A 26,517-nucleotide genomic window follows, 5' to 3' on the forward strand; every position below is an offset into this window, starting at 1 on the left:
GCGCCGCAAGCCATGCATCAGCGTCCGACGAACTTCGCCGTACGTTTTTCGATGAAGGACTGAACGCCTTCCTTTGCATCTTCCGTGTTGTAGAGAAACTGCTGCGTCGACTGAATCGTCGCGTAGGCATCCTGCCAGCCTTGCCCCAGTGAAACACGCGCGTTCTGCATCGTGGCCTGCACGGCGAGCGGCGCCTGCGCGGCGATTCGCTCTGCGATAGCCAGCGCGCGGTCGAATTCCTGGCCCGCCGGCACGACGTCCTGAACGAAGTTCATGCGGCGCGCCTCCTCGGCAGTGAACTCGTCGCCGGTGAGCAGCACCTTCATCGCGTTGCCCCAGCCGGCACGCTGGACCATGCGGAACGTCGCACCACAACCTGCCATGATCCCCCGCTTCACTTCAAGTTGGGAGAAACGGCAGTTATCGGCGGCCACGGCCACTTCCGATGCGAGCATCAATTCGACAGCGACCGTAAAGCAGATTCCCTTGAGAGCGATGACGACCGGCTTGGTGCGCAGCGGCGCGCGCAAATTGAACGGATCGACCTCACCCTCCGGAAGCAAGGGTTTGCCCTCACGGCGCAGCGGCGCGATCTTCGGCATGTCGAGCCCCGCCGTAAAGTGGTCGCCTTCGGCATAGACCAGACCGCAGAACAGATCGCTGCTGTTCTCCAGCCGCGTGTAAGCGGCGGCCAGTTCCCTGAACATCTTCGGGGTAAAGCCGTTGCGCTTTTCCGGCCGGTCGATGCCTATCAAAAGCAGGTTCCCGCGTTGTTCAACGCGAATCTGTCCGTCCTCGTGACGAGTCGTCATGCACTGTCTCCTCGCGGTGTTTTCCATTAGCGAATCTGACCATTGGCTCAATTGACAAAGCCGGGTCACACATTCAGAATCATAAACGTCGTTCACAAATTTGGCAACGCGCGGCACGACCTGACGCAGTCTGCACGGGGTGCCACAGCCAATACAAGCAAGGCCGGGCAGATACCGATGCTGGCTTAAGTGTTCACCCTGATTCCCGCAAGGAAAGACCATGGCCTACGAGACGATCATCGTCGAAATTCACGGCAAGACCGGCTTGATCAAGCTGAACCGTCCGCATGCCTATAACGCGCTGAACAACCAGTTGATGGACGAGCTGACGGCCGCACTCGACGGCCTCGAGGCCGATCCGGCCATCGGCGCGATCGTGCTCACCGGCAGCGAAAAAGCATTCGCCGCCGGAGCCGACATCAAGATGATGGGCGAATGGACGTACATGGACGTCTACAAGAACCAGTTCATCACTTCGAACTGGGAGCGCACCTCGCGTTGCCGTAAACCGGTCATCGCCGCCGTCGCCGGTCTCGCGTTGGGCGGAGGCTGCGAGCTGGCCATGATGTGCGACTTCATTCTGGCCGCCGACAACGCGCGTTTCGCCCTGCCCGAAATCACGCTCGCAACCATTCCCGGCGCCGGCGGCACGCAGCGCCTCACGCGGGTGCTCGGCAAATCGAAGGCGATGGAGATGATTCTCACCGGCCGCAAGATGGACGCTGTCGAAGCCGAACGATGCGGGCTCGTGAGCCGTATCGTTCCTGTCGATACGCTCGTCGGCGAAGCGCTGAAAACAGCCGACGAAATTGCCCGATTCTCGCAACCGGTCGTGGCGATGGCGAAAGAGTGCGTCAACCGTGCTTACGAATCGAGCCTCGCCGAAGGCATCCTGTTCGAGCGGCGCATGGCTTATTCGACCTTCGCCACCGAAGACCGCAAGGAAGGCATGGCGGCCTTCGCCGAAAAACGCAAGCCGCAGTTCCGCGATTGTTGAATCGCTGAGAAACGAGAGCCACTTCTGCCGTGGCTAACCGAGCACGCCAGGCCGCGCGCATCCAGCGCCCTCCTCTGGCACCCACACTCCCTCCCCAGACTACAGGCACGTGATGAAACCCTACGTCAACCGCATTACTGAATTACTCGGCATCCAATACCCCATCATTCAAGGCGGCATGCGCTGGGTGGCGCGCGCCGAACTGGCAGCGGCCGTAGGTAACGCGGGCGGTCTTGGGTTCATCTCCGCGCATACACATGCAAGCGCCGACGCGCTCGCGCGTGAAATCGACAAAGTGCGTTCGCTCACGGACAAGCCGTTCGGTGTGAATCTGACCGTACTCGGCGCGAATGCCGGTCTCGACTATGACGCGTATGTGCGCACCATCGTTTCGCAGGGTGTCAAGGTCGTGGAAACGGCAGGTAGCAATCCCGCGAAATACATCGCCGAATTCAAGGCGCAGGGCGTCAAGGTCGTCCACAAGTGCGTCACGGTCCGCCACGCGGTGAAGGCCGAATCGCTCGGCGCAGACGCCATCAGCATCGACGGGTTCGAATGCGCGGGGCACCCCGGTGAAGACGATATCCCGGGACTGATCCTGATTCCCGCCGCCGCCGACAAGCTGAAGGTGCCGATTCTCGCCTCCGGTGGTTTCGCCGATGGGCGCGGTCTGATGGCGGCTCTGGCGCTCGGTGCGGACGGCATCAATATGGGCACGCGCTTCATGCTCACGCAAGAATCGCAGGTCCACCCGGCGATCAAGCAACGTCTGCTGGAAGCGACGGAGCGCGATACGGTGGTGGTCGGCCGCTCGCTCGGCGATTCAAGCCGTGTGATCAAGAATAGCGTGAGCCTCGCCGCGCTCGAACTCGAGCGCAGCGGGCACGTGACGCATGCCGACCTCTACGCGCTGACCGGAGCCAAGCGTTGGATGGACGCATTCGGCACGGGAGAAGTCGAAGGCGGCGCGTTCCCCGCCGGGATCGTGACCGGTCTCATCCACGACCTGCCGACTTGTGCGGAACTGATCGAACGCATCGTGAAAGAGGCTGCCGCGATCGCGCAACGCCAGCTCGGCTTCGGAGCCGCTCTCGCATGAAACTCACCGGTCTTCGCGTCGTAGACCTGTCACAGTTCATGCCGGGTCCGTTCCTCGCCGCCAATCTCGCGGAACACGGGGCGCAAGTCATCAAGATCGAACCGGTCACCGGCGACCCCACACGCGGTGCACCGGGCACGGATGGCGCGTTCTTCGCCGCAATCAACCGCGGCAAGCGCAGCATCGCCCTCGACCTGAAGCATCCCGACGGACGCGAGGTGGCGCTCAAGCTGATGAACGAGGCCGACGTGGTGATCGAATCGTCACGGCCGGGAGTGGCCGCCCGCCTTGGCATCGACTACGACACGGTGAGCCGGACGAACCCGCGACTCGTTTATTGCGCGATGACCGCATTTGGACAGAATGGCCCGCTCTCTCAACTGCCCGCCCATGATCCGGTGATTCAAGCGCTCGCGGGCACGCTGCCGCGCGATAGCCGCGGGAGGCCCGTTACCACGGGGCCCTCGCTCGCGGCGCTCGCCGGTTCGTTGACGGCGTTGTCCGCTGTGTTGATGGCACTCCTGCGCGCGCGGGAAACCGGGCGCGGCGACTATATCGACGTCTCGCTCTTCGATGCGGCGCTCACGGCGCAGCCGTATCTGAGTGGCCGCTTGCTCAACACGCCGGACGTTTCATCTCAGGAAACGCCAGACGACGACAGCGGTCTCGCACTGCTCAGCAGCTATGAGACCGCCGATTCGAAATGGCTCTGCCTCGGCGGCCGGGAGCGCAGTTTTGCCACTAACCTGCTTACGCCACTCGGCCGCCCGGATCTGGTCGGCGACGCCATCGGTCCGGCCGGCGACGGTCAGACGCGGGTGCGCGCATTCCTGACGCGTACCTTCCTGACCCGCACTCTCGATGAATGGCTCGACTGGTTCGAGGGCCGAAACATCAGCGTCGCGCCGGTGCTCTCGCTCGCCGAAGCGCTCGACCATCCGCATGCGCATGAGCGCGCGATGATTCAAAGCGATCCGTCCGGACGCAAACACGTTGCAAGCCCGATTCATTTCCGCATGGAGCCTGCAGCGCCGCCGCTCGCCGTTGCGCGCCTTGGCCAGCATACGGAAGACGTACTGCGCAGCATCGGATACAGCGAAGAGCGGATCGCGGAAGTCATCGCGTCGGGCGCCGTGCGTGGGCAGCACGACGACACCTATGCCGTTGCGCCAATGACTCAAACTACGCACTGACGCGAACAACATCATGCCTTTACTGCTAGAGGCGGACTCCGTCGACTTCGCATCCATCGTTCGTCCCGGAGATACCGTCGCGTGGGGTCAATCGAACGCGGAGCCCCTCCCGCTCACGAGAAAGTTGCTGGAGCAACGGCACGGCATCGGCGCGTTTCGGATTTTTCTGGGCGCTAGTCGTTTCGACACGTGCCGGCCAGAGCACGCTGACTGCATCGATTTCGTGTCGTACTGCGGCACAGGCGCCAACCGCGCTTTGGCCAAGGCTGGCGCACTCGATATTCTTCCGTGCCACTACTCGCAGTTTCCGCAGATGATGGAGTCGGGCCAGTTTCCCATCGACGTCTTGCTGCTTCAGCTGGCGCCGCCCGATTCACTGGGTCGCTACAGCCTCTCCATTGCGCATGAGTATCTGATTCCGGCACTGAAGCACGCGCGCGTCGTCGTCGCAGAGGTGAATGAGCAGGCGCCCTGGACGTACGGCGAGCGCTACCTTCGCGACGATGAGATCGACTTCATCCTGCCGACGTCGCGCGCTCTACCCGAAAGTTCGCCCAGCGCAGCAAGCGCGACGGATCTGGCGATCGCGCGGTACACGGCAAGTTTGATCGAAGACGGCGCCACGATTCAACTCGGTCTCGGCGCGATTCCAGAGGCGATCCTTGCGTGCCTCTCCGATCGTCGAAACCTCGGCATTCATTCCGGCACGATCGGAGACAAAGTCGCCGACCTCATGCAAACCGGCGTGATCAACAATGCGCGCAAATCCATCGACATGGGCAAGACCATCGCCGGCGTGATGATGGGCGGCCGCCGCATTCACGAATTCGCGCACCGCAACGACGCCATCGAGTTTCGTTCGACCCGCTACACGCACGACCCGCATGTGCTCGCGAGCATCGATCGCTTCGTCGCCATCAACTCGGCGGTCGAAGTCGATCTGAGCGGACAGATCAACGCCGAAATCGCGGGGGGCGTGTACGTGGGCGCGGTGGGCGGCGCGCTGGACTTCCTGCGCGGCGCGCGACGCTCTCGTGGCGGCGTTCCCGTCATCGCACTGCCCTCCACGGCTGGCAAGGGCGCCACCCGCATTGTCGCGTCGTTGACCGGGCCGGTCAGCACGCCGCGCAGCGACGCCGGGATCGTGGTGACGGAATATGGCGTTGCCGATCTGCGCGGACTGACGCTGCGGCAACGGCGCGAGCGCATGCTTGCGATTGCCCATCCGGACCATCGTGGCGCTCTCGACCAGATGGCCGGCGCCCCGCCTTCCAATCGGTCCGGAAGTGCGACGCTCGTCGCCTGATTGCCATCGGGCCCGAATCAGAAACTCGAAACCCTGCAAGGAACTGTCCCATGAAACGCGCAGCAATTGTGTCCCCCGTACGAACGCCCGTCGGCACCTTTGGCGGTAGCCTGCGCGGTGTCTCCGTCGAAGAACTCGGCGCACTCGTTGCGAACGAAACGATCCGGCGAGCGAGACTCGATCCCGCTCGCATCGACGACGTCGTGTTCGCACAATCGTACGCGAGCAGCGAAACGCCCTGCGTGGGCCGCTGGATCGCGCTGCAGGCGGGCCTGCCCGTCGAAGTGCCGGGCATGCAACTGGACCGCCGCTGCGGCGGCGGCCTGCAGGCGCTCGCCACCGCAGCGATGATGGTGCAGACTGGCGCCGCCGACGTGGTGCTGGCCGGCGGCGTGGAAAGCATGAGCAACATCGAGTACTACAGCACGGACATGCGCTGGGGCGCCCGTTCGGGCTCCGTTCAGTTTCACGACCGTCTCGCACGCGGCCGCGAGCGCTCGCAGCCCGAATCTCGCTTCGGCTATATCTCCGGCATGATCGAGACGGCGGAAAATCTCGCCACCGACTATGGCATCAGCCGCGAGGCCGCCGACGAATTCGCGTTACGCAGCCACCAGCGCGCGGCGGCGGCGTGGGAGTCGGGCCGCATGGCCGAGGAAGTCGTTGCGGTCAGCGTGCCCCAGAAGAAGGGCGAGCCGCTCCTTTTCTCCAGGGACGAAGGATTCCGGGCGGACGCCAGCATGGAAAGTCTCGGCAAGCTTCGCGCTTTGATGCCGGGCGGCACGGTGACCGCCGGCAACTCCAGCCAGCAGAATGACGCCGCGGCCGCCTGCCTCGTCGTCGCGGAAGACCGTCTCGAAGCGCTCGGGCTCGAACCCATCGCCTGGCTGACCGGCTGGGCCGCCGCTGGCTGCGAGCCGTCACGCATGGGCATCGGCCCCGTGCCTGCGGTCCAGAAGCTCATGGCGCGCACGGGCCTCTCGCTCGATCAGATGGATCTCGTCGAAGTGAACGAAGCGTTCGCATGCCAGGTGCTGGCAGTCCTCAAAGGCTGGAACTGGCACGATACCGACCGGCTCAACGTGAACGGCTCCGGCATATCGCTCGGCCACCCGATTGGCGCAACGGGCGTGCGGATCATGACGACGCTCCTGCACGAACTGACGCGTCGAAAGGGGCGTTATGCGCTCGAGACCATGTGCATCGGCGGCGGCCAGGGTATCGCCGCCGTCTTCGAGCGCGTTTGACACTGGGCGACGCAGCGCACGGCCTGGTGCCGTGCGCGTGCCCTAACCCTCAGGCCTCCACCTCGACCATCACGAAGTCGGCCCTGGTCGCGCCGCACTCGGGGCATGCCCAGTCATCCGGGATGTCTTCCCAGCGGGTACCGGGCGCGATGCCCTCCGCCGGAAGTCCCACTGCTTCGTCGTAGTAAAACCCGCAAAAAATGCATTGCCACTTTTTCATGATCGTCTATGAGTCGTTGAGGTGGGGTTGTGTCAGGGCGCTACGTCCCAGGCGAGCGGCAGATAAAGCATGCCGTTGACCGAGCCCGAGCCGCATCGTGGCTTGTCGCCCTCGCAGATGCGGAAATCGGGAATGCGTTTGAGCCATTCCTGCAGGAACACCTTGATCTCCGTGCGCGCGAGAAACGAGCCCGGGCAGCGATGCGGTCCGTTGCCGAAAGCCGCGTGCATCACCGGCTTGCGCGTGAGGTCGACGGCAAGCGGGTTGCTGAACTTGCGGTCGTCGAGGCCGAACAGAGAGTTCGGCAACTGGATCTGGTCACCCTTTTTGAACTGGATGCCTTTGTATTCCATGTCCTGAGTGATGAGTCGCGCGGTATTCGCCACGCCAAAGCGCCGGATCAATTCGTCGACCGACGACACCATCAGTTCCGGATTCTCGATGAGCTGCCGCCGGTGCGCCGGATTCTCGGCGAGGAAACGCCCGATGAAACCCATCAACGAGGCGACGGTATCCAGACCGCCGAACAGCACGACGATAAACATCCCGAACATGCGCTCGGGGCTGATCGGCTTGCCATCGATCTGCGCGTTGACGATCAGGCTGACCAGATCGCCACCCGCCTGGGCCTTGCGCTTTTCCACCCACGTGGCGATATAGCCGCCAAGACGGTGCTGGGATTCGATGCGTTCGTCGAGATTGCCGCGTACGGCCCACTCCGCCCATTCGAGCAGTTGCTCGCGATCGCTCAACGGAAGGTCTGCGAGACGCAGGAAAATCACGATCGGCAGGATCTTCGAAAACTCCGAGACGAACTCGCATTCGCCTCGCGGAGCGATCTTTTCGATCAACTCGATTGCGAGGTTGCGCACGTCGCTCTCGAGCGACGCGATTGCCTGCGGAAGAAAAGCGGGCGTGATCAGGTTGCGGTACGCAGTGTGCTCAGGCGGGTCGAGTTCGAGCGGCACCAGCCGCGACTCGTTGAGCGGCGGAATGTTGACGCTTTGATGCGAGAAGCGCGTATGGTCCTTCTGCATCGCCTCGATATCTTCGCCTCGCGTGGCGATCCAGTGGCCGCCATAGTAAGGGGACCATACGATGTCGGGCCCCGCGTGCAGCGACTTCCATGCCAGATGAACATCGTCTTGCGCGCCAGGCGGGTTCATATAGTCGAAATCGACCACGAGTTCTCGCGGAACATGGTCCGGTACGGTCCAGCCTTTCGTATGATTCATCTTGCGTCTCCTTTCATTTCGTCGTCTTCGAATGGATGAATCGCCACACTCCGCGTCAATGCGTCAGCGTTCATATTATGCAACGTCGTTCAGTTTTGCTATTATACCGAGGCGAGCTTTTCTACATCAACGCCTGTATCGAACGGAGACAAGAGTGAGCGATTTCGTCAAGGACAAGGTGGTAGTGGTAACGGGTGCGGGTGCCGGCATCGGGCGCGACTTCGCGCTGCAATTCGCTGCGAACGGCGCCAAGGTCGTCGTCAACGACCTCGGTCGTAACGCCGAAACCGGCGAATTCGCCGCACAGCGCGTTGTCGCGGAAATCAAGGAGGCCGGCGGACAAGCGGTTGCCTCGATGGACAGCGTCGCCGAATGGGATTCGGCGCAGAAGATCGTGCAGGCCGCGCTGGACACGTTCGGCCGCATCGACTGTGTGGTCAACAACGCCGGCATCGTGCGCGACCGCATGTTCTTCAACATGAGCCTCGACGAGTGGAAGGCCGTGGTCGACGTCCACCTGAACGGGTCGTTTTTCGTGGCGCGTGCTGCGGCTCCGCACTTCAAGGCCCAAAACGGCGGCAGCTTCGTTCACATGACCTCCACGTCGGGTCTGATCGGCAATATCGGGCAAGCCAACTACTCGGCCGCCAAGATGGGTGTCGTCGGTCTGTCGAAGTCCATCGCGCTCGACATGGCCAAATTCAACGTGCGCTCTAACTGCATCGCGCCGTGGGCATGGACTGCGATGACTGCCTCGATTCCCTCGGAAACGCCCGAGCAAAAGGCACGCGTCGAGATTCTCAAGCGCATGGAATCGCGCAAGATTGCGCCGCTCGCCGTGTATCTTGCCTCCGACCAGGCCATCAAGGTTTCGGGGCAGATCTTCGGTGTGCGCGCCAACGAAATCTACTTCTTCAACCAGATCCGCATGATCCGCTCGCTGCATCGCGACGGCGGCTGGACGCCCGAAGCGATTGCCGAGCAGGTCATGCCGGCGTTCGAATCGAGCTTCTTCCCGAACGTGCCCTCCATGGCGCTGACGCCGTGGGATCCGGTGTAAATTCAATCGGACCATGCCCGCGCCACATCATGCGGTGGCGGCGCGGGCGCCCCGCAGTTCTCCTTACGCTTCTACCGAACCGCGCACGCTTTCGGTCTTTTCGGACAAACCGACTATGCGTCTTGCCTTGAGCAAGACCGGCAAGTCCACCATCCGTCCATCCACGGACACTGCCCCGCCTTCAGCGCGCTCGTACGCCTCGACGATTCGCCGCGCCTTGGCAATTTCATCTGCGCTCGGGCTGAACGCGGCATTGACCGCTTCAACCTGGCGTGGATGAATGCACAGCTTGCCGCCGAAACCCAGCGATCTTGCCTTCGACGAGTCCTCCGCAAGTTGCCGTTCGTCATTGATCGCCACGGTTACGCCATCCACCGGAGACTGAATTCCGGCTACACGCGATGCCAGCACGATGCGCGAACGCGCGTGCAGCAGCGCGTCCCATGAACCATCGCAATCGAGATCGAGTTCGAAGTCCACCGAGCCGAAAATGAGCCGCTCGACACCGGGCATGCGCGCCACTTCCAACGCGTTCCAGACGCCCTCGGCGGATTCGATGATCGGCCATATCGGCTTCTGCGTTGCCGTGGCGACAGCGGTCAGCGCTGCCGAATTCTCCGCCTTGGGCAGCACGATGCCATCGATACCGTCGAGCACTGCAAGCGAGAGGTCATCCTCGAACCACTGAGTGCCTGCGCCGTTGATGCGCAGCAGCACGCGAACAGGCGCAGCCACAAATGTTCGCGCGGCATCGGCAACATGTTCGCGTGCTGACGCCTTATCCGCGTCAGCGACGGCGTCTTCGAGGTCCACGATCACTGCATCGGCGCCTGCCGCGAGCGCCTTGGCGAATCGCTCGGGTTTGCTCCCAGGCACAAAAAGAAACGAACGCATAAAACTCCAGTTCAGAGACCGGGCCGCGGAAGTTGAAACACGTTGGCGGACCGGATTCAACACATCAGGCGAGCACGGCCGATGCTTCCATGCGCAACGACCCATCGCTACCCGAAATCCACAACATCACCTTGCCGGGGTCCGATTCGTCCCGCTTCCCGCAGACGTAGAAAGGTGACGTGTCCACCACCGGCTTGATCGCGCGGAACGAAAACGATCGCACGCGCGCGCCCGGCAGCTCGGATCTCAGCGAGTCCATAAGTAGCGTGGCGAGCAGAGGGCCGTGCACGACGAGCCCCTCATATCCCTCTTCGCCGGTCGCGTATGGCCGATCGTAGTGAATACGATGACCATTCAAGGTGAGCGCCGAATAGCGAAACAGCAGCACGGGATCGGGAACGACCTCGCGCGCCCACTGAGCGCTCGCGGGCGCGGCCTGTGGCGCAGCCGGCTTTTCACTCCCCGCCGGATGATCGCGATAAACGATATCCTGGCGTTCGACGATCGCAACGCCGGCCACATCGCCAACCTCGTGCTTGACGTTGACGAACACCAGGTCGCCGGTGCGTCCCTGCTTGTGCGCAACGCTTTCGATGCGCGAAAGACGCGTAATCGCGCTTCCCGCCTTCAGCGGCCGCAGAAACTCGAGTTGACTGCCCGCCCACATACGCCGCGGCAAGTCGACAGGCGGCAGGAAACCTCCACGCTTTGGATGACCGTCCGACCCGACCATCGACTGACGATGAACCGGCAGAAAATAAAGCCAGTGCCACAACGGCGGCAAGTCATCGCCCGCCGCAGCAGACGGGTCGTCGCGGTCGAGCATGGCGCCGAGCGCCGCCATCGGCGTGAGAGTGACCTGGTCCCGCACTTCCTCGGTGCGTCCAGTCCATTGCTGCAAATACGTGATATCCATGACCATTGCGGTGATCACTCCAGATCGAGCGCTTCACGAATCGCAACAGCGATCGGGAGCAGTGGATCTTCTTCCGGCGTGGTCGGATTGAACAGCTTGTTGTGGCAGATTGCCACCGCGAGTCCCGTGTCCGGGTCCGCCCAGCCGATCGAATTGCCCTGCCCCGGATGACACAATGCGCGCGGCGAACGCGCCGCCGTCACCGGCGGATGATTGCCGCCGAACCAGAAGCCGCCGATCGTGATCGGAATCGGAAAGCCGAACATCACGGGGTCCGGCTCTTCGCTGTTGGCGCGGGGCGTATTCAGCGTGGCCACGCGTTCCTTCGAAAGGATCCTCACGCCGTCCAGCTCACCACCGCACGCAAGCATCGCCCAGAAACGCGCTTCACTACGCGCATTGAAGATCCCGCCCACGCCCGCCACCTCGGCGCGCCGTACGTCCGGGCGCTCGAACACATGCGGCGTCAGTGCGACCTGCTGCGGCATCGAGCGCAAGAACAGCGGCGGCAGGTATTCCGCGGGAACCGGCACCATTGCATCGGTAAGACGAGCAATGCGTGGCTCGACTTCATCAGGAATGCCAATCCAGAGATCGTGTATACCGAGCGGCTTCGCAATCTCCTCCTGAACGAAGCGGCCCAGCGAGCGCTTCTTCGGGTCGGCGCGTCGGACCAGTTCCCCAACGATCCAGCCGAAGGTCATCGAAAGATAAAGCGTCTTCGTGCCCGGCTCGGCGAGCGGCTCCAGGTTCGCGATGGCGCGCGTCATCCATTGCCAATCGCACATCAGTTCCGGCGTCACGCCGTCCGGCATCTGCGGCACGCAGGCGCGGTGAGTCAGCACATCGCGTACCGTCGTCTTGTCTTTCCCGTGCGCACCGTACTCCGGCCAATAGCGCGCGACCGGCGCGTCGTATTCGATGAGCCCGCGGTCTGCCAGAATGTGCAGCGCGGTTGCCGCGACTGCCTTCGTCACCGAATAGACGTTGAAGAGCGTATCGCCGTCAACGAGGCGGCCGGTGGCCGGATCGGCCACGCCGCTCCATGCGTCGATCACGAGTTTGCCATTGAGATAGGCCGCCACCTGCACGCCGATCTCGCCACCCTCCCGCGTCGCACGGTCGAGCGCCTTTTGAACGATCGCGTTTCGCTCGGTTAATGTATGCACTGCCAGGTCCATATCGTGTCTCCCATTCGTGAACATGTCGCTTTGACGGCTAGGTCTTGCCAGACTGCGCGGCAATACCGGCGAGCCCTTCGAGCGCGAGTCCGTAGCCCAGTTCGTCGGCCATGCGCCGCTTGAACGGCTGAGCAAAGACCGCGCGGGTATAGCGCAGGGTTTCGATCGGCTTCGCCGCGAGGCTGCGGGCGATCTCCCAGGCGCGATCGAGCAGCGCTTCCTGCGTGACGACTTCGCCGACCACGCCAAGCTCCCACGCGCGTTGCGCCGTCATGCGCTCGCCGGTGAGCAGAAAATGGCGTGCGCGGTTATGGCCGACCAACATCGGCCAGACGATCTGCACACCATCCGCCGGCACGACGCCGTGAACGAAGTGCGCCTGATCCGAGATTTCAGCGTGACTGGACGCGAGCACGATATCGGACAGCACGAGCAACTCGGCGTGAATGAGTGCCGGGCCGTTGATCGCGCCGATAACGGGAACCGGAATGTCCAGCAGTTGCATGAGCAAGTCCTGCCCCTCGCGCTGAAGGCGCGGCCAGATTTGCGCAAGCGGTTCCGCCGGCAGCTCGGCGTAGTTCATGGCGTCGCAGAACGCATCGCCGGTGCCCGTCAGGATCACTACGCGATTTTCGAGGTCGCGTGCAATCTGATAGAACGCCTCGCCCAGCTGACTGTGAATGCTGCCGTCGAGCGCGCCCCACTTGAGCGGGCCGCCGTTCGTGTGCAGGCGTACCAGAAGAACGCCATCGCGCCGCTCGAATTCGATGTTCGCAAAGCGCTTGCCGTAGTCCTCGAGGTGGCTCATCGCGCATCCTCGAGGATCAGGCCGGCGGCACGCCATGCCATCGCCATCATGGGGCCATTGGTGTTGCCGGAGATCATCGTGGGCGTCACGGAGAGATCCATCACGCGCAGGCCTTCAACGCCCCGCACCCGCAAGCGCGAATCGAGCACGGCAAGCGGACCGGAGCCCATCTTGCAGGTGCCGCAAGCGTGAAAGCCGGACTGCCCCTCGCGCCGGTAGAGGTCGAGGATCTCGGCGTCGGTCTGAACGGCGGAACCTGGACGCGTTTCTCCTTCCAGCAGGCTGGCTAGCGGCTCGGCGGCCAGCACGTTGCGCATGAGCCGGAATGCGCTGACGGCCATCCGCTGGTCGTACGAATCGGCAAGGTAGTTCGCAACGACTTCGGGCGGCACACGGGGGTCCGCCGACTGAATCCTCACATGTCCTTCACTGCGCGGACGCAGTGGATAGCTGAAGAGCTGCATGCCAGGGAACCTCTCGAACGCATAGCCGGCCGCGCCGAAATCCATCGAGTACGGCGCCATCATCAGTTGAACGTCGGGGCGCTTCGCGTCGGGAGCAGTCTTGACGAAGCCGCCCACCTGATACGAGCCGAGCGACATCACGCCACGGCGGAACAGGAAATACTGCATCGCGTTGCGCCACAAGCGCAGGCCGCTGAACTGCCGGTTCTGCGAGTCGCGCCAATGCCGCAAACGCACCTGCACCATATACAGATAGTGCTCGCGCATGTTCAGCCCGACACCCGGGATCGCTGCCACGATCGGGATGCCAAGCGACTGCAGATGACCGGGATCGCCAATGCCCGACAACTGCAAAAGCCGCGGCGACTCGATCGCTCCGGCCGACAGAATCAGTTCGCGGCGTGCACGATAGACGATCTGCTGCCCCGCGCTTTCGCATTGCACGCCTGTTGCGCGCGTGCCGTCAAAAACGATTCGCACAGCCTGCGTCGCAGTAACGACCGTGAGATTCTTGCGCGAACGAACGGGCTTCAGAAACGCTTCGGCCGAGCTTTGCCGCCGCCCGTTGCGTATCGTGTAGATCAGATAAGCCACGCCCTCGTGATCGAGCCGGTTGATATCCTCCACGCGCCGAATACCAAGCGACCGGCACGCCTCGAGAACAGCGTCGCCAATGCGGTTGCGCTGCGCATACGGCGAGACTTTCAGTGGGCCGCCCGATCCCCGCAGTTCGTCGGCGCCCAGCGCGTGATCTTCGATCTGCCTGAAGCACGGCGCCAGGTTTTGCCAGCTCCAGCCCTCCACGCCCAGTTCGCTCCATCCGTCGTAGTCCTCGGGATGTCCGCGCATGTACACCATGCCGTTGATGCTGCTCGAACCTCCGAGCATCTTGCCGCGCAGCCAGATTTCATTGCGGTGCCCGTTGCCGTCGTCGGGCTGCACGGGGATGAACCAGGCGTGAGCCGGATCGCCCAGCAGCTTTCCGAATCCCTTTGGCATCCGGATCAAGGGACTGCGGTCCTCGGGCCCTGCTTCAATGAGCAGCACCGTATGGCGCCCGCTTTGCGAAAGACGGTTGGCGAGCACGCAACCTGCGGCGCCCGCGCCAACCACGACATAGTCAAACTCCGTCATCAATGCGTTCTCCACCGTCGGTGCGCGCCGGGCAACTCAATATGCGAGCTGGCCAGCGGCACCTGTCTTGTCGGTCGGCCTCGTAAAAAGCCCATGAGGCCGGCTTTGTTCTGATTAGCCGAAGACGACGGGAATCGAATGCGGAACGCGCATCATGATGCCGTTGATCTGCGGTGCCTGCGCGGCCGGATCGAGACGAAGATTGGGCAGGCGGTCGAGGATCGCGTTGAGCGCGCGCGTCATCTCCACACGCGCGAGATGTTGACCAATGCACACGTGCGGTCCATACGCAAACGCGAAATGGCGGTGAGCCGGTTTGCGATAGATGTCGAACTTGTCCGGATCGGGGAAGCGGCTGGGATCGCGATTGGCGCTGCCCGCCAGCACGTCCAGAAATGCGCCCGCGGGAATCTCGACGCCACCGAGCGTGACGTCACGCGTCGCCATGCGCGACTGCATCAACACCGGACCGTCCCAGCGCAGAGCCTCTTCGATCGCCTGGGCGACCAGCGTACGATCCTGGCGCACCGCTTCGAGCTGTGCCGGATCGCGCAGCAGTGCGAGCAGCAGCACGCTGGTTGCGCGATAAGTGGTGTCGCCGCCCGCATTCACGAGTTGGCGCAGGAACGAAATGACGACCTCGTCCGGCAGCAATTCGCCATCGACTTCCGCGGTGGCCAGCGCGCTGACGAGATCGTCGCCTGGATTGCCGCGGCGCGCCTCGACGAGTTGCGCGAAATAAGCGCCCAGCTTCGTCGATGCCTCCACGCCGTGCGCCACGTCGATCGAAACCAGCGTTTGCGCGATCGCCAGCTTGTGGAAGATCTTCACGTCCTCCGGCGGCAATGCGAGCTGGCGGTAGATGATATTGAACGGATAGTGAAGCGTGAACTCGTTGACGAGATCCGCATGCCCGCGATCCACGAACTTCGACATCAGTTCGTTTACCACAGGATCGACCAATGTGTCGCCCCATGCCGCCACCGTGTGCGGCAAGAACGCTTTCTGGAAAATGCGGCGGTAGCGCGGGTGCTCTGGCGCATCCATCGTCGAAATGCTGCGTCCGAAGCTGATGCCGATATTGCGCTCGTAAGACTTGTTCGAGAACGTCGCCGGATCACCCAGCACCTGCGATACCTCGTCGTATCCGAATACGCAGTAGTGCGCGACATCGGACATCGTCAGGTCCGCGGCACCGCCCATCAGCACACGATAGTCCCCTTCCTGAACCATGCCTTTTTCGCGCAGCTCGGCAATGCGCGGATACGGGTTGGCATCGGCTCCGTAAGCGAGCGAATCCTCGAAAAAGGGGTTGAACGTCGGATCGTCGAAGTCTTCAAGTCGCAGCGCGCCAGCCATGGTTCCAGTCTCCATTAGTCGTTCGATTGCAGGTGCACGGCCTTGCCGTTTGTACCTATAGTTGAACTATGTTCGATTTTGCACGATTGTGCAAGAACGTTTTATTATTCGGTTGAAGGGCCTCCGGCGCTTGACCGGTTTGCGCCTGTAATGAAAGGGAAACTATGTCGTCGAGCAATACCCAGGCCGCCAGCAGCCCGGCAGCCGATAACAAGGAACCGCGCGCTTCGGCTCGCAGCACAACGCCCGAGCGCATTCTCGATACAGCCGAAAGGCTGTTCGCGATGCATGGTTACTTTGGTACGTCGATTCGCGACATCATGCAGAGCTGCGGCATGGAGCTGAGCCTCGCGCGCTACCACTTCGGCAGCAAGGACGCCCTGTTCCAGCAGGCGATAGGCCGCCGCGCAACCGTGATCAGCCAGCAGGTGATCGAATCGCTGGAAGCGGCGCTCGCGCCGCAACATGGCGAGCGCCCCGATGTGGAAGCCATCGTGACCGCGCTTTCCGCGCCGGCCTTCGCGCATCTGAAAAGCGGCGACCCGGGGTGGCGAAACTACCTGCGCCTGCTGACCCAGATCGGCTGCCTGCTGGAGCGCCCCGACCTCACGGCGCCGTTCTACGACCAATACGCGCCGGCCGCGGCGCGCTACCGCGACGCCTTCGCGAAGGCACTGCCCGGCACGACGCGGGAAACCGTCGAACTCGTGCAGCATTTCGTCGAGTCCGTGTTTCACCTGGTGCTCAACGAGCTGTACGCGAAAGAAGCCCGATCCGGAACGCGCGCACTGACGTCACCACATATCGAGCGCATGCGCACCTATTTGATCCGCTTTGCGGTTGGCGGCATCGAGGCGATGGTCAACGCCGCGCGGGACCAACGGGGTGCGTGAGCGGGGTTATGAGCATTGACAGCCGCGGCGACCGTCGTTCACAATTTAGAACATTATTCAAAATAACTGAGGCCGCAGCGAGCGCGGCCGTGCGAGACGGAGTTCGCCTTATGACAGCTGTAGACGCAGAAAACACCGCGCTGATCGTTGGAGCGGGTCACGCTGCGGGAGAATGCGCGACCGCGATCCGCGAACAGGGTTGGACGGGACGCATCGTGATGGTGGGAGAAGAACCGCATTTGCCGTACCAGCGGCCACCGCTTTCGAAAGCATTCCTGTCGGGCGAATCGACCGCCGAGCAGCTCTACCTGAAACCGCTTTCGACTTACGACAAGGCACGCGTCGAGTTCATTCCGAATACGCGCGCGGAGCGCATCGACCGTGAGGCGAAACGGGTCACACTCTCCGATGGCAGCGAGATCAGCTACGCGAAGCTCGTTCTGGCCACCGGCGGCCGCGCGCGGCGACTCGCGTTGCCGGGTATCGAAGCCATCGAGAAGCTGCAGAACTTTCACTACCTTCGCACGCTCGATCACGTCGCGCGCATTCGTAACCAGTTTCATGCGGGCTCGCGCCTCGTGATCATCGGCGGCGGATATGTCGGCCTCGAAGTGGCTGCCGTGGCCGTGAAGCGCGGCTTGCACGTCACCGTGCTCGAGGCATTGCCGCGTGTGCTCGCGCGCGTCACCGCGCCCGAGCTTTCCGCGTTCTACGAGAAAGTGCACCGCGAGGCCGGGGTCGACATCCGCACGAAAGCGATCGTGAGCGGATTCGAACTCGACGCGTCCCGCGACGCCGTCGCCGCAATCTGCTGCGCGGACGGCACGCGTGTCGCGGCGGATCTCGTCATCGTCGGCGTGGGACTGGAGCCCGCCACCGAACTCGCGCAGGCCGCGGGTCTCGCCGTCGACAACGGCATTGTGGTGGACGAGCATACGCGCACCTCCGATCCGAATATTTTCGCGGTCGGCGATTGCACCAATCATCCCAATCCCGCGCTCGGCCGGCGGCTGCGCCTGGAGTCGGTGCCGAACGCACTCGAGCAGGCCCGCACCGCCGCGGCGTCGCTGTGCGGCAAGGAGCGCGTCTATAACAGCGTGCCGTGGTTCTGGTCCGATCAATACGATCTGAAGCTCAAGATGGTCGGGCTGTCCCAGGGCTACGACGAACTCGTCTTGCGCGGCAGTCCCGAGAGCCGCTCGTTTTCGGCGTTTTATCTCAAGGACGGCGTGATGCTCGCAGCCGACACGGTGAGCCGCGCGCCCGAATTCATGCTGGCAAAGCGGTTCGTCGCCGAGAAAATTCCGGTTCGTGCGGCCGATCTCGCCGACGAGTCGATCCCGTTGAAAAGTCTGCTTCCCCAGTCCAACTAAATTTTCAGAGGTCCAGAAGCCATGCCGCTCATTCGATTCATCCAGCCGGACGGCAGCGAAGCCAGCGTAAGCGCCAACGTTGGCGACTCGGTCATGCAAACCGCCGTGAACAACCAGGTCCCGGGCATTCTCGGAGATTGTGGCGGCAGTTGCAGTTGCGCGACCTGTCACGCCTACGTCGACGAAGCCTGGCGCGGCCACATGCCAGCGGCCGAGTCCTACGAAGTCGACATGCTCACCTGCGCGATGGACGTGCGCGAAAACAGCCGTCTGACGTGCCAGATCTTCATGACGCCGGAACTGGACGGCCTGGTGGTGCGTCTGCCCGGCTCGGCGGCTTGAGCGTCATGACCACGACTGCCCCACGCACGACGCTAATCACCGGCGCGGCTTCCGGCATGGGCGCCGCCCTCGCCCGGCATTTGTCCGCACTCGGCGAACGGGTGATTGGCGTCGATCTGAACAACGCCGAAGTGTGTTCGGACCTCTCCGACCCGGCGGAACGTGCAGCGCTCGTCGCGCGCGTGCAGGAGATTGCGCCATCGATCGACGCGGTGGTCGCGTGCGCCGGCGTATCTCCCCCCGTGGCCGGCGATACGCTCGTGTCGGTCAACTACTTCGGCGTTGCGGACCTGCTGCCGCGCCTGTTGCCGCTCCTGCAGCGTGGAAAGCAGCCCCGCGTTGTGGTGATCTCTTCACTGGCCTCGCTTCATCCCGTCGATACGCGGCTCGTCGAGTTATGCCTCCACGGCGACGAAACCGCCGCGCGGGAACAGGCCGCGAAAATCGGCGCGCAATGCTATGCGTCGTCCAAACGCGCGCTGACCCAATGGATACGGCGCACGGCCGTGCTGCCTGGCTGGGCCGACCAAGGGGTGCTGCTGAACGGCATCGCGCCGGGCATTGTGAAAACGCCGATGGTCGCGCCGCTGCTGGAAACCGCCGAGGGCCGCGAGGCGCTTGCAGCGGGTGTACCCACCGCCGTGCGGGACTATGCGAGCGCGGAGCAGATCGTTCCGCTCCTTGCGTTCCTCGCCGGTCCGGCCAACGCCTACATGGTGGGCCAGGTACCCTTCGCGGACGGTGGCGCGGACGTGCTACTGCGCGGGGAAGCGGCGCTTTGATGCACTCGCCCACGCGCTAGCGCCAAAAGCGCAAACACGATTACGGCGGCGCTTACGGCGCCTTCGTCAACGCGTCGATGGCGTGTTGTTCGCTCTTGCTCCAGAACGCCGCCCACGTCGGAAAGCCCTGCGGGAGACGCGGCTGGTACCGATCGCCCTCATATTTGCCGGGCCAGTTCTGGAAGCGCGGCGCGCCGGGACGTGCGAGCCAGTCCGTCGAATACCAGTGCTGCTCTTCGCGCCGCTCGAAATACCACTGCCCGTCGCGCCGCACATAGTGATCGAAGTAACAGATCGCCATCACCACCCACGAGCCGTTGTCCTCGTGCTCCGCGCGGCAATATACGCTACCCGTCGCATGGTCGGCGTCGATGAAATCCACTGCGTGGCCGCAAATCTGGTGGATACTGCGATAAAACCCGCGCAGGATATGTTCGGACCCGTAGAACGTTTTCAGCGCAGCGCGCCCCACGCCCCAGCGGCCGCAATCGACGTCCTCGGCGAACAGTTGCACGAGGCTGTCCTGATCGCGCGAATCGACCGCGAGCGCGTATCGCACCGGCAACTGCTGAATGGCGAGTTGCGCCTCGATGCGTTCGACACGCGCAAGAAGGCTGAGGTCCGTCGTCATGCCGCCCCCTTGGCCGCGATGGCCGCGTTGGCCGAACGTGCGCGGATTTCATCGGCATAGTACGGCTGGTGCGAAAGCAGTCCACCGTCAACGTTGAATACCTGGCCCGTGACGAACGCGGCTTCGTCCGAAGCGAGATACACGACCGCGTGCGCAATGTCTTCGGGCTGCCCAAGGCGAGGCGTGAGATGGTGGCTCAGCATCATTTCCCCGAGTTCGCCCACGTAGTAAGCCTCAGTCACCGGCGTGACGATCAGCCCGGGAGCAATCGCGTTGCACCGTATGCCCTCCTTGCCGTGCTGCGCGGCTAGGTAGCGCGTCAAATTCTCGATGCCTGCCTTGCAGACGCCATAGGCGCTGTACCCGAGCGCACCTGCCTGAGCCGAGCCCGAAGAGGTATTGATGATCGAACCGCCGCCGCGCAAGCGCATGAGCGGCAGCGCGCGCCGCGAAGCCAGCATCGTGCCGCGAAGATTGATGCGCATCGTGTCGTCCCACACCGCGACGTCGACCGCCTCGACCGCCGCATCGACCGTACTGGAGAGCGACGTGGCCGCGGCGTTGTTGTGCAGGATATCGAGGCCGCCCCACGTCTCGAGCGTGAGATCGAACAACGCCGCGATCGAGCTTTCGTCGCCGATATCGACACGCGCCGCAATCGCCTGGCCGCCCGACTCCTTGATACGGCGAACCTGCTCCTGCGCGCCTTCGAGATTCAGATCCGCCACCACCAGCAACGCGCCTTCCTGCGCGAGCCTCGCGGCACAGGCGGCGCCGATACCCGATGCCGCCCCGGTCACAATCGCAATCTTGTCTTTCACGCGTTGCACGATCTGCTCCTCCGGGCTCACACCGTTACCGGTGTGCGGTTACTTGCCGCAACGCGGTCGAGATGAAAGTCGATATCGCCGAACATCTTTTCCATCATCGCCATCTTGCGGAAGTAATGGCCGATCGGATATTCCTCGGTCAGTCCCATGCCGCCGTGCAACTGGATACCCTGCGCGCAAACGAAGCGATTGGCACGCGCGGCAACGGCCTTGGCCGCCGAGATGGCCCGGCTGCGTTCGGCCGCGGGACGGTCCAGGTGCGCGATCCCGCAGTACAACATCGAGCGCGCTTCCTGCGTGGCGACGAACATCTCCGCCATGCGGTGCTGCAATGCCTGGAACTTGCCGAGGGGCTGGCCGAACTGCGATCGCCCCTTGATGTACTCCGAAGTGATGGCCATCACCGCCTCCATCATGCCGAGGCTCTCGGCCACGCTCGCCAGGGCGGCGAGTTCCGTTGCCTGCGTGAGCACCTCCAGCGCGCGCTCCGGTCCGACGATCAGCGCATCGTCGCCGACCTCGACGTCGTGCAAGTCGAGATCCGCCGCACGGGAGCCGTCGAGCAGGCGATACGACCGGCACGTGACGCCCGCAGCACGACGGTGGACAAGAAACACGGCCACGCCTTGCGATGCGGTTTCCACTCGCGCGGTCACGAGCAGTTGATCTGCCGACTCACCGGCTACCACCAGCGTCTTCGCACCGCTGATCAGGTAACCCGAGGAGGTTTTACGAGCATGGGTTCGCCCATGGCAACCCACCTTGTAGCGGCTGCCCGCTTCACTATCCGCGAGCGAAAGCAGCAGCTTGCCTTCGATGACGGCGGGCAGCAGCGTTTCGCGCTGTGACTGCGCGTCGCCCCGCTCGATGATCGTGGCGCACAGCAGTGCCGTTTGCACGACCGGCTCGAGCGCCATGCCGCGGCCGAGCGCCTCCATCAGGATCGCCATTTCGACAAACGAACAACCCAGGCCGCCAACATCTTCCGGCATGGTCAGCCCAAGCCAGCCAAGCTCCGCGTATGCGCGCCAATGCTCGCGGCTGAAGCCCTCCTGCTGCGCCGCGATGTGCGTGCGCGCCTCGAATCCGTACTCCTGATGGACGTAGCGCTCGGCGCCATCCTTCAGCATCAATTGTTCTTCGGAGAAGTTGAAGTCCATGGCTACAGTCCGAATGCGAGTTTCGCAATGATGTTCTTCTGCACTTCGCGCGCACCGCCGTAAATGGTGGATGCGCGCGCGATGAGATAGCCCGACGTGCGGCCGCCCACGTAATCTGGCCAGTTTTCGTCGACCGCGGGATCGGCGTGCGCGACGCTGTGGTCGTCGAAGCGCATCACGCGAGGACCCAGCGCGTCCATCTGGAGTTGCGTCACGCGCTGCTGCATTTCCGACCCGCTGATCTTCAGCGCGGACACCACAGCGTCGAGATTGCGCTCGCTCTTCTCTTCGGCGAGGATGCGTAGCACCGACCACTCGAGCGCCATGAGATCCGTTTCGATCTCCGCAACCTTGCGCGCGAACCCGGGCGTATCGATCAGCCGCACGCCGTCGACCATCTCCTGAGCGGCGATGTCCTTCGCGCGTTGCAACTCACGTTTGTTGAAGTACAGGAACGCGCTCGTCGTGCGCTCCTTCTCCAGCAGGTACTTCGCATAGGTCCAACCCATGCCCGCCTCACCCACGAGATGCGTCTTCGGCACACGGACGTTCTCGAGGAACACCTCGTTCAGTCCCCTGCCGCCTTCGATCGACACGATCGGACGCACGGTAATGCCCGGCGTGTCCATCTTGACGAGCAGGAACGAGATGCCACGCTGCGGCTTGACCGTCGTATCGGTCTTGACGAGAAAGAATCCCCAGTCGGCAATCGTGGCGTCGCTCGTCCAGATCTTCTGGCCGTTGATGACGTACTCGTCGCCATCGAGTACCGCCGTGGTTCTCAGTCCGGCGAGGTCGGAGCCCGCGTTCGGTTCCGAGAATCCCTGGCACCAAAATTCGTCGCCACGCAGGAGCGGCTTCAGGAAGCGCTCCTTTTGCCAGGCCGAGCCGAACGCGATGATGACGGGCGCGACCATATGCGTGGACTGCCAGCTGTAGTCCATGGCATCGGCGTTGTACAGCTCTTCCATGAAGATATGCTTGCGAAACCCGCTCCAGTCGGTGCCGCCATGCTCGACCGGCAAATGGGGCGCGCCCCAGCCACGCTCGTACAGAATGCCCTGCCACTTGCGAATATCATCGCGCGCAGGCGGATGCACGCCCACGCGCCACCGGCGTGAAATATCGGCGGGTGCATGCTCCTTGAAGAACTGCATCACTTCCTGGCGAAACGCTTCGTCTTCCTTGCTATAAGCAAAATTCATGTTTCCCGACTCCTGAATCCTTTACGCACCCGTATATCAGACCGGCCGGGCTCGCCCTGCTCGTGGAGGAGCCCCTTTAGCGGCCACGGAAGGCAGGCGCTCGTTTTTCTCTCGCGGCCAGCCGGCCCTCCGCTGCGTCTTCCGAATTTACCGCGAGCGCTACAGCATTCAGCTCCTGGGCCAGAAACTCTTCCATGCTTGCGGCGTTCAACCGGAACAATTGCTTCGTCAGGCCAAGCGAAAAGGTCGGGCCGGCCGCCAGTTCGCCGGCCAGCTTCGCGGCTGCCGCGTCGAGTTCGCCGTCCTCGACGAAGTGGCTGGCAAGGCCCATATCGAGCGCTTCCTGGCCTGTCAGCCGGCGATTCAGATACATGATTTCCTTGGCGCGAAACTCGCCGCAGTGACGCGCAAGCAGATGCACCATGCCGCCTTCGGGCAGCGTGGCGCGCATCAGGAACGCGGGAATGAACTGCGCCGTGTCGGAAACGACCAGCTGGTCCGCGCAGAGCGCGAAGCTCCACGCGATACCCACCGCAACGCCCCGCACAGCCGCGACCATCGGCTTGTTCAGGTTGTACAGCCTGAGCGCGATCTTCTGATAGACGGCCATCGAAGCACGAGCATGGGCAACGCTCATCTGCGGCGGCGCGGCGCCGCTGCCTTTGATATCGGCGCCTGCGCAGAAAGCGCGGCCTGCGCCGGTGAGAATGACCGCGCGAATCTCCGGGTCCTGCTCGATGCGATCGAGGTGGCCGAGAATTAGTTGCAGCATTTCCGGCGTCAGTGCATTGAGCTTCTCGGGGCGGTTCAGGCACAGCGTCGCAACCGCGCCGTTCAATGTGAGTTCAACGTCCATGATGTTCGGATCTTCGTTCGAGTTCGGTTCGTCAACTGCCACGAGCGTGCAGGCGGATCATTCCGTCGCCGAAGGGCTCGTCGCGGCGCTTGAGCGCTTCCTTCAGCCCAACCGCTTCCATATCTGCCTTGAACTGCGCGCGGCGCGGTCCCTGGCTCTGGTGAGCCCGCGAGTCGTTCTCCACGGCGAGCCGCTGAAGCGTGCGCGAACCGGCCAGTTCCAAGCCGATGTTGACGATGCGCTTGTTGGCCGCCAACAGATCGGCGTCGACGAAAGACAGACGGCGCGCCAGTTCGCCCACCTCCGCCTCGAGTTGCTCCGCCGGCACCGCGTCCATGACGAGGCCGATTTTCGCCGCGTCTCTTCCTGACAGCGAATCTCCGGAAAGCAGCAGACGTTTCGCCCACTGAGGGCCGACGTGATAGAACCACATATGCGCGGGGGGGGAGCCGTTGGCGCGCGTGGCGGGAAAACCGATTCTCGCGTTGTCGGCGGCGATCACCATGTCGCATGCGAGCGCGAGATCCGTGCCGCCTGCAAGACAGTTGCCGTGAACCTGCGCGATGATCGGCTTGTGGATCTCGGCCATCAGATTGACCGTCTCTGCCTGCCGCTCCATCGACCAGCAGTCGTCGTCGAAACTGCGGATCGTGCCACGATACTCACCCGGATCGATGGCTTCCGCCGCCCGGTCCGTATACGTCGTCACGAGGTCGTATCCCGCGCAGAAGTCACGGCCCGCCCCCGAAAGCACGATCACGTTGACCGACTTCAAATCGTCGGCTTCCAGCAACGCCGCCTTGAGTTCCTGCAGCAGCGGATTGTTGATGGCATTGCGCTTGTCCGGGCGATTCAGCGTGATGCGTGCAACGCGCTCCGCGACTTCGAACTGTACGCACTCCGTACTTTTTAGCCATTTTGCCATGATCGGTTCTCTCTGAATGAAGCGATTGCCGGTTCAACTACGCAAACTGCTTGCGCAGAATCACCTTGCTGATCTTGCCTGTCGGCAACCTCGGTAGCTCGTCGACGAACGCAATGGCTTTCGGGCACTTGTAGCTCGCGATCAGGTCGCGACAAAATTCGATCAGCTCGGCTTCGCTCGCTTGTTCGCCCCGACGCAGAACGACGATCGCCTTGACGCATTCGCCCCACTTCTCATGCGGAACCCCGATCACGGCCACGTCGACGACGGCGGGATGCTGCACCAGTGCGTCCTCGACTTCACGGCTGTAAATGTTCTCCCCGCCCGAAATGATCATGTCCTTCTTGCGGTCGACGAGGAAGATGTAGCCGTCCTTGTCCTGATAGCCCATGTCGCCGGATCGATACCAGCCGTCTCGCAGCGCTTCCACCGTCGCGACGCTGTTATTCCAGTAGCCGCTCAATTGCGTCTGCGAGCGCAGCCATACCTCGCCCGTCCGGCCTTGCGGCAAGTCGTTGCCGTGGTCGTCGACGATGCGTAGTTCGATGCCGGGACACGGGCGCCCGACCGATGCGAGGCGCCGAACCTGTTCCGGCGAGCCGTGCGGCTTGACCTCGTGAGAAGGCAACCAGCATGCGTTGCTCTCGGTCATGCCGTATTGGACCGAAAACACGGGGCCGAGCACCCGAATGCCACGCGAAAGCAGCGGCGCAGGCACGGGTGCCGCCGCGGTGACGATGTTCTCGATGCTCGATACGTCGTAGCTCGACAGTTCCGGCACGTCGAGCACCGCCTGAAGCATGGCTGCCACCATGAACGTGAAGGTGATACGCTCCTCGGCGATCGTTTCCAGCATCTGCTTCGGCTCGAAGCCGCGATGCACGACCGTCGTGCCGCCCATCCAGGCCACAGAATTGACGAAGCCAATGCCGCCGACATGGAACGCCGGCGTGGTTTGCAGCACGCGCGTGTTGCCGGAAAACTCCGTGACGAGCGCGCAACTTTCCGCGGTGACGCACATGGCGTGGTGCGTGCGAACGACGCCCTTGGGACGCCCCGTGGTGCCGCTGGTGTACATCAGGTAAGCGTAGTCTTCCGGGTTCGATCGGATCGGCGGCCCTTCCAGCGGGCCCTCGTCCATCACCGCTTCGAATGAAACGGCCCACTGCGGCGTGTCGCCGATGCAGATGTACTGCTCGATTTCCGGCAATTGCGAACGCAGCTCATCCACGACATCCGCGTACTGCGCCTCGAAGACAAGCGCCTTGGGGGCCGCATCCTTGAGGATATAAAGAATCTCCGCTGGCGCCAGCCGGAAGTTGACGGTTGCCAGAATGAAGCCTGCCCACTCGCATGCGCGGTAACTCTCGTAGTACTCCGCACAATTCATCGCGAGGATCGCAACCCGATCCTGACGCCGCAGGCCGCGCTCATAGAGCGCCCCAGAGAAGCGGCGCGCGCGCTCGGCCAACTGAGCGTGCGTCAAACGGCGCTCAGCGTACACGAGCGCCGTGTGGTCGGCATGCAAGCGAGCGTTTCGCTCAATCATCTCGCCAAGGGTTCTCATTTCAGTCCCGTCGTTGTTTGTCACTTCG

26 protein-coding genes are annotated in these 26,517 nt (G+C 63.1%); 10 read left to right on the plus strand and 16 right to left on the minus strand.

Annotation, left to right across the window (positions count from 1 at the left end; all coding sequences use genetic code 11):
- Positions 1-17: 17 nt before the first annotated feature.
- The gene (locus AB4Y43_RS00110) at positions 18-812 is read right to left on the minus strand and encodes a crotonase/enoyl-CoA hydratase family protein (protein ID WP_069268779.1); all 795 of its coding nucleotides are present in this window, start codon (positions 810-812) and stop codon (positions 18-20) included.
- 220 nt (positions 813-1,032) lie between these two features.
- Between AB4Y43_RS00110 and AB4Y43_RS00115 the strand changes: the two genes are divergently transcribed.
- The 5 genes from AB4Y43_RS00115 to AB4Y43_RS00135 all read left to right on the plus strand — a co-directional run bounded on the left by AB4Y43_RS00115 (position 1,033) and on the right by AB4Y43_RS00135 (position 6,654).
- Positions 1,033-1,809, plus strand: a complete 777-nt coding sequence (locus AB4Y43_RS00115; protein WP_368687469.1) for an enoyl-CoA hydratase — start codon at positions 1,033-1,035, stop codon at positions 1,807-1,809.
- A 112-nt stretch (positions 1,810-1,921) separates the two neighbouring features.
- Positions 1,922-2,908: a nitronate monooxygenase family protein gene (locus AB4Y43_RS00120; RefSeq protein WP_069268781.1), complete on the plus strand. Its 987-nt coding sequence runs from the start codon at positions 1,922-1,924 to the stop codon at positions 2,906-2,908.
- Positions 2,905-4,101: a CaiB/BaiF CoA transferase family protein gene (locus AB4Y43_RS00125; RefSeq protein ID WP_368726669.1), complete on the plus strand. Its 1,197-nt coding sequence runs from the start codon at positions 2,905-2,907 to the stop codon at positions 4,099-4,101. The genes AB4Y43_RS00120 and AB4Y43_RS00125 overlap by 4 nt, the downstream gene beginning before the upstream one ends.
- A gap of 13 nt (positions 4,102-4,114) precedes the next feature.
- On the plus strand, positions 4,115-5,407 hold the full coding sequence (locus tag AB4Y43_RS00130; RefSeq protein ID WP_069268783.1) for an acetyl-CoA hydrolase/transferase family protein: 1,293 nt from the start codon (positions 4,115-4,117) through the stop codon (positions 5,405-5,407).
- Positions 5,408-5,457: 50 nt separating this feature from the next.
- A complete protein-coding gene (locus AB4Y43_RS00135; protein ID WP_368726670.1) occupies positions 5,458-6,654 on the plus strand; it encodes an acetyl-CoA C-acetyltransferase in 1,197 nt (398 codons plus the stop codon).
- Positions 6,655-6,703: 49 nt separating this feature from the next.
- On the opposite strand, the gene AB4Y43_RS00140 is transcribed toward AB4Y43_RS00135, so the two are convergent.
- A complete protein-coding gene (locus AB4Y43_RS00140; protein WP_069268785.1) occupies positions 6,704-6,874 on the minus strand; it encodes a rubredoxin in 171 nt (56 codons plus the stop codon).
- A gap of 32 nt (positions 6,875-6,906) precedes the next feature.
- Positions 6,907-8,109, minus strand: a complete 1,203-nt coding sequence (locus AB4Y43_RS00145; RefSeq protein ID WP_368726671.1) for a cytochrome P450 — start codon at positions 8,107-8,109, stop codon at positions 6,907-6,909.
- 154 nt (positions 8,110-8,263) lie between these two features.
- On the opposite strand from AB4Y43_RS00145, the gene AB4Y43_RS00150 reads away from it, so the two are divergent.
- Positions 8,264-9,169, plus strand: coding sequence for an SDR family NAD(P)-dependent oxidoreductase (locus AB4Y43_RS00150; protein ID WP_368726672.1), 906 nt, complete (start codon positions 8,264-8,266; stop codon positions 9,167-9,169).
- Between the two features lie 63 nt (positions 9,170-9,232).
- Here AB4Y43_RS00150 and AB4Y43_RS00155 read toward each other — a convergent pair whose 3' ends face one another.
- From AB4Y43_RS00155 to AB4Y43_RS00180, 6 genes are all read right to left on the minus strand, one after another.
- The gene (locus tag AB4Y43_RS00155; protein ID WP_368726911.1) at positions 9,233-10,063 is read right to left on the minus strand and encodes a CoA ester lyase; all 831 of its coding nucleotides are present in this window, start codon (positions 10,061-10,063) and stop codon (positions 9,233-9,235) included.
- Positions 10,064-10,127: 64 nt separating this feature from the next.
- On the minus strand, positions 10,128-10,985 hold the full coding sequence (locus AB4Y43_RS00160) for a MaoC family dehydratase N-terminal domain-containing protein (RefSeq protein WP_342947393.1): 858 nt from the start codon (positions 10,983-10,985) through the stop codon (positions 10,128-10,130).
- An 8-nt stretch (positions 10,986-10,993) separates the two neighbouring features.
- Complete coding sequence (locus AB4Y43_RS00165) at positions 10,994-12,160, minus strand: serine hydrolase domain-containing protein (RefSeq protein ID WP_368726673.1); 1,167 nt, start codon at positions 12,158-12,160, stop codon at positions 10,994-10,996.
- A gap of 37 nt (positions 12,161-12,197) precedes the next feature.
- Positions 12,198-12,968 carry an enoyl-CoA hydratase/isomerase family protein gene (locus tag AB4Y43_RS00170; protein ID WP_368726674.1) on the minus strand — a complete coding sequence of 257 codons (771 nt, stop codon included), beginning with the start codon at positions 12,966-12,968 and terminating at the stop codon, positions 12,198-12,200.
- Positions 12,965-14,566, minus strand: coding sequence for a GMC family oxidoreductase (locus AB4Y43_RS00175; protein WP_368726675.1), 1,602 nt, complete (start codon positions 14,564-14,566; stop codon positions 12,965-12,967). The genes AB4Y43_RS00170 and AB4Y43_RS00175 overlap by 4 nt, the downstream gene beginning before the upstream one ends.
- Before the next feature lie 114 nt (positions 14,567-14,680).
- Positions 14,681-15,925 carry a cytochrome P450 gene (locus tag AB4Y43_RS00180; protein ID WP_069268793.1) on the minus strand — a complete coding sequence of 415 codons (1,245 nt, stop codon included), beginning with the start codon at positions 15,923-15,925 and terminating at the stop codon, positions 14,681-14,683.
- Positions 15,926-16,089: 164 nt separating this feature from the next.
- Here AB4Y43_RS00180 and AB4Y43_RS00185 point away from each other — a divergent pair, with 164 nt between their 5' ends.
- The 4 genes from AB4Y43_RS00185 to AB4Y43_RS00200 all read left to right on the plus strand — a co-directional run bounded on the left by AB4Y43_RS00185 (position 16,090) and on the right by AB4Y43_RS00200 (position 19,315).
- Positions 16,090-16,818, plus strand: a complete 729-nt coding sequence (locus AB4Y43_RS00185; RefSeq protein ID WP_342947388.1) for a TetR family transcriptional regulator — start codon at positions 16,090-16,092, stop codon at positions 16,816-16,818.
- 110 nt (positions 16,819-16,928) lie between these two features.
- Positions 16,929-18,191, plus strand: a complete 1,263-nt coding sequence (locus AB4Y43_RS00190; RefSeq protein WP_342947387.1) for an FAD-dependent oxidoreductase — start codon at positions 16,929-16,931, stop codon at positions 18,189-18,191.
- Positions 18,192-18,212: 21 nt separating this feature from the next.
- Entirely contained in the window at positions 18,213-18,533 is a 321-nt protein-coding gene (locus AB4Y43_RS00195; protein ID WP_069268796.1) for a 2Fe-2S iron-sulfur cluster-binding protein, read from the plus strand.
- A gap of 5 nt (positions 18,534-18,538) precedes the next feature.
- Positions 18,539-19,315, plus strand: a complete 777-nt coding sequence (locus AB4Y43_RS00200) for an SDR family NAD(P)-dependent oxidoreductase (protein WP_342947386.1) — start codon at positions 18,539-18,541, stop codon at positions 19,313-19,315.
- A 52-nt stretch (positions 19,316-19,367) separates the two neighbouring features.
- Here the strand turns inward: AB4Y43_RS00200 and AB4Y43_RS00205 are convergent, their stop codons facing one another.
- The 7 genes from AB4Y43_RS00205 to AB4Y43_RS00235 all read right to left on the minus strand — a co-directional run bounded on the left by AB4Y43_RS00205 (position 19,368) and on the right by AB4Y43_RS00235 (position 26,489).
- Positions 19,368-19,946 carry a nuclear transport factor 2 family protein gene (locus AB4Y43_RS00205; RefSeq protein WP_368726676.1) on the minus strand — a complete coding sequence of 193 codons (579 nt, stop codon included), beginning with the start codon at positions 19,944-19,946 and terminating at the stop codon, positions 19,368-19,370.
- Positions 19,943-20,776, minus strand: a complete 834-nt coding sequence (locus AB4Y43_RS00210) for an SDR family oxidoreductase (protein WP_368685185.1) — start codon at positions 20,774-20,776, stop codon at positions 19,943-19,945. The genes AB4Y43_RS00205 and AB4Y43_RS00210 overlap by 4 nt, the downstream gene beginning before the upstream one ends.
- Positions 20,777-20,793: 17 nt before the next feature.
- The gene (locus AB4Y43_RS00215) at positions 20,794-21,936 is read right to left on the minus strand and encodes an acyl-CoA dehydrogenase family protein (RefSeq protein ID WP_368726677.1); all 1,143 of its coding nucleotides are present in this window, start codon (positions 21,934-21,936) and stop codon (positions 20,794-20,796) included.
- 2 nt (positions 21,937-21,938) lie between these two features.
- Positions 21,939-23,141, minus strand: coding sequence for an acyl-CoA dehydrogenase family protein (locus AB4Y43_RS00220; protein ID WP_368726678.1), 1,203 nt, complete (start codon positions 23,139-23,141; stop codon positions 21,939-21,941).
- Between the two features lie 76 nt (positions 23,142-23,217).
- Positions 23,218-23,997: an enoyl-CoA hydratase-related protein gene (locus AB4Y43_RS00225; protein WP_069268818.1), complete on the minus strand. Its 780-nt coding sequence runs from the start codon at positions 23,995-23,997 to the stop codon at positions 23,218-23,220.
- A 31-nt stretch (positions 23,998-24,028) separates the two neighbouring features.
- Positions 24,029-24,922: a crotonase/enoyl-CoA hydratase family protein gene (locus AB4Y43_RS00230; RefSeq protein ID WP_069268801.1), complete on the minus strand. Its 894-nt coding sequence runs from the start codon at positions 24,920-24,922 to the stop codon at positions 24,029-24,031.
- Between the two features lie 37 nt (positions 24,923-24,959).
- On the minus strand, positions 24,960-26,489 hold the full coding sequence (locus AB4Y43_RS00235; RefSeq protein ID WP_069268802.1) for a class I adenylate-forming enzyme family protein: 1,530 nt from the start codon (positions 26,487-26,489) through the stop codon (positions 24,960-24,962).
- Positions 26,490-26,517: the final 28 nt, after the last annotated feature.

The sequence above is a fragment of the Paraburkholderia sp. BR10872 genome (assembly GCF_040965835.1).
GTDB classification, from domain to species: Bacteria; Pseudomonadota; Gammaproteobacteria; order Burkholderiales; family Burkholderiaceae; genus Paraburkholderia; species Paraburkholderia nodosa_A.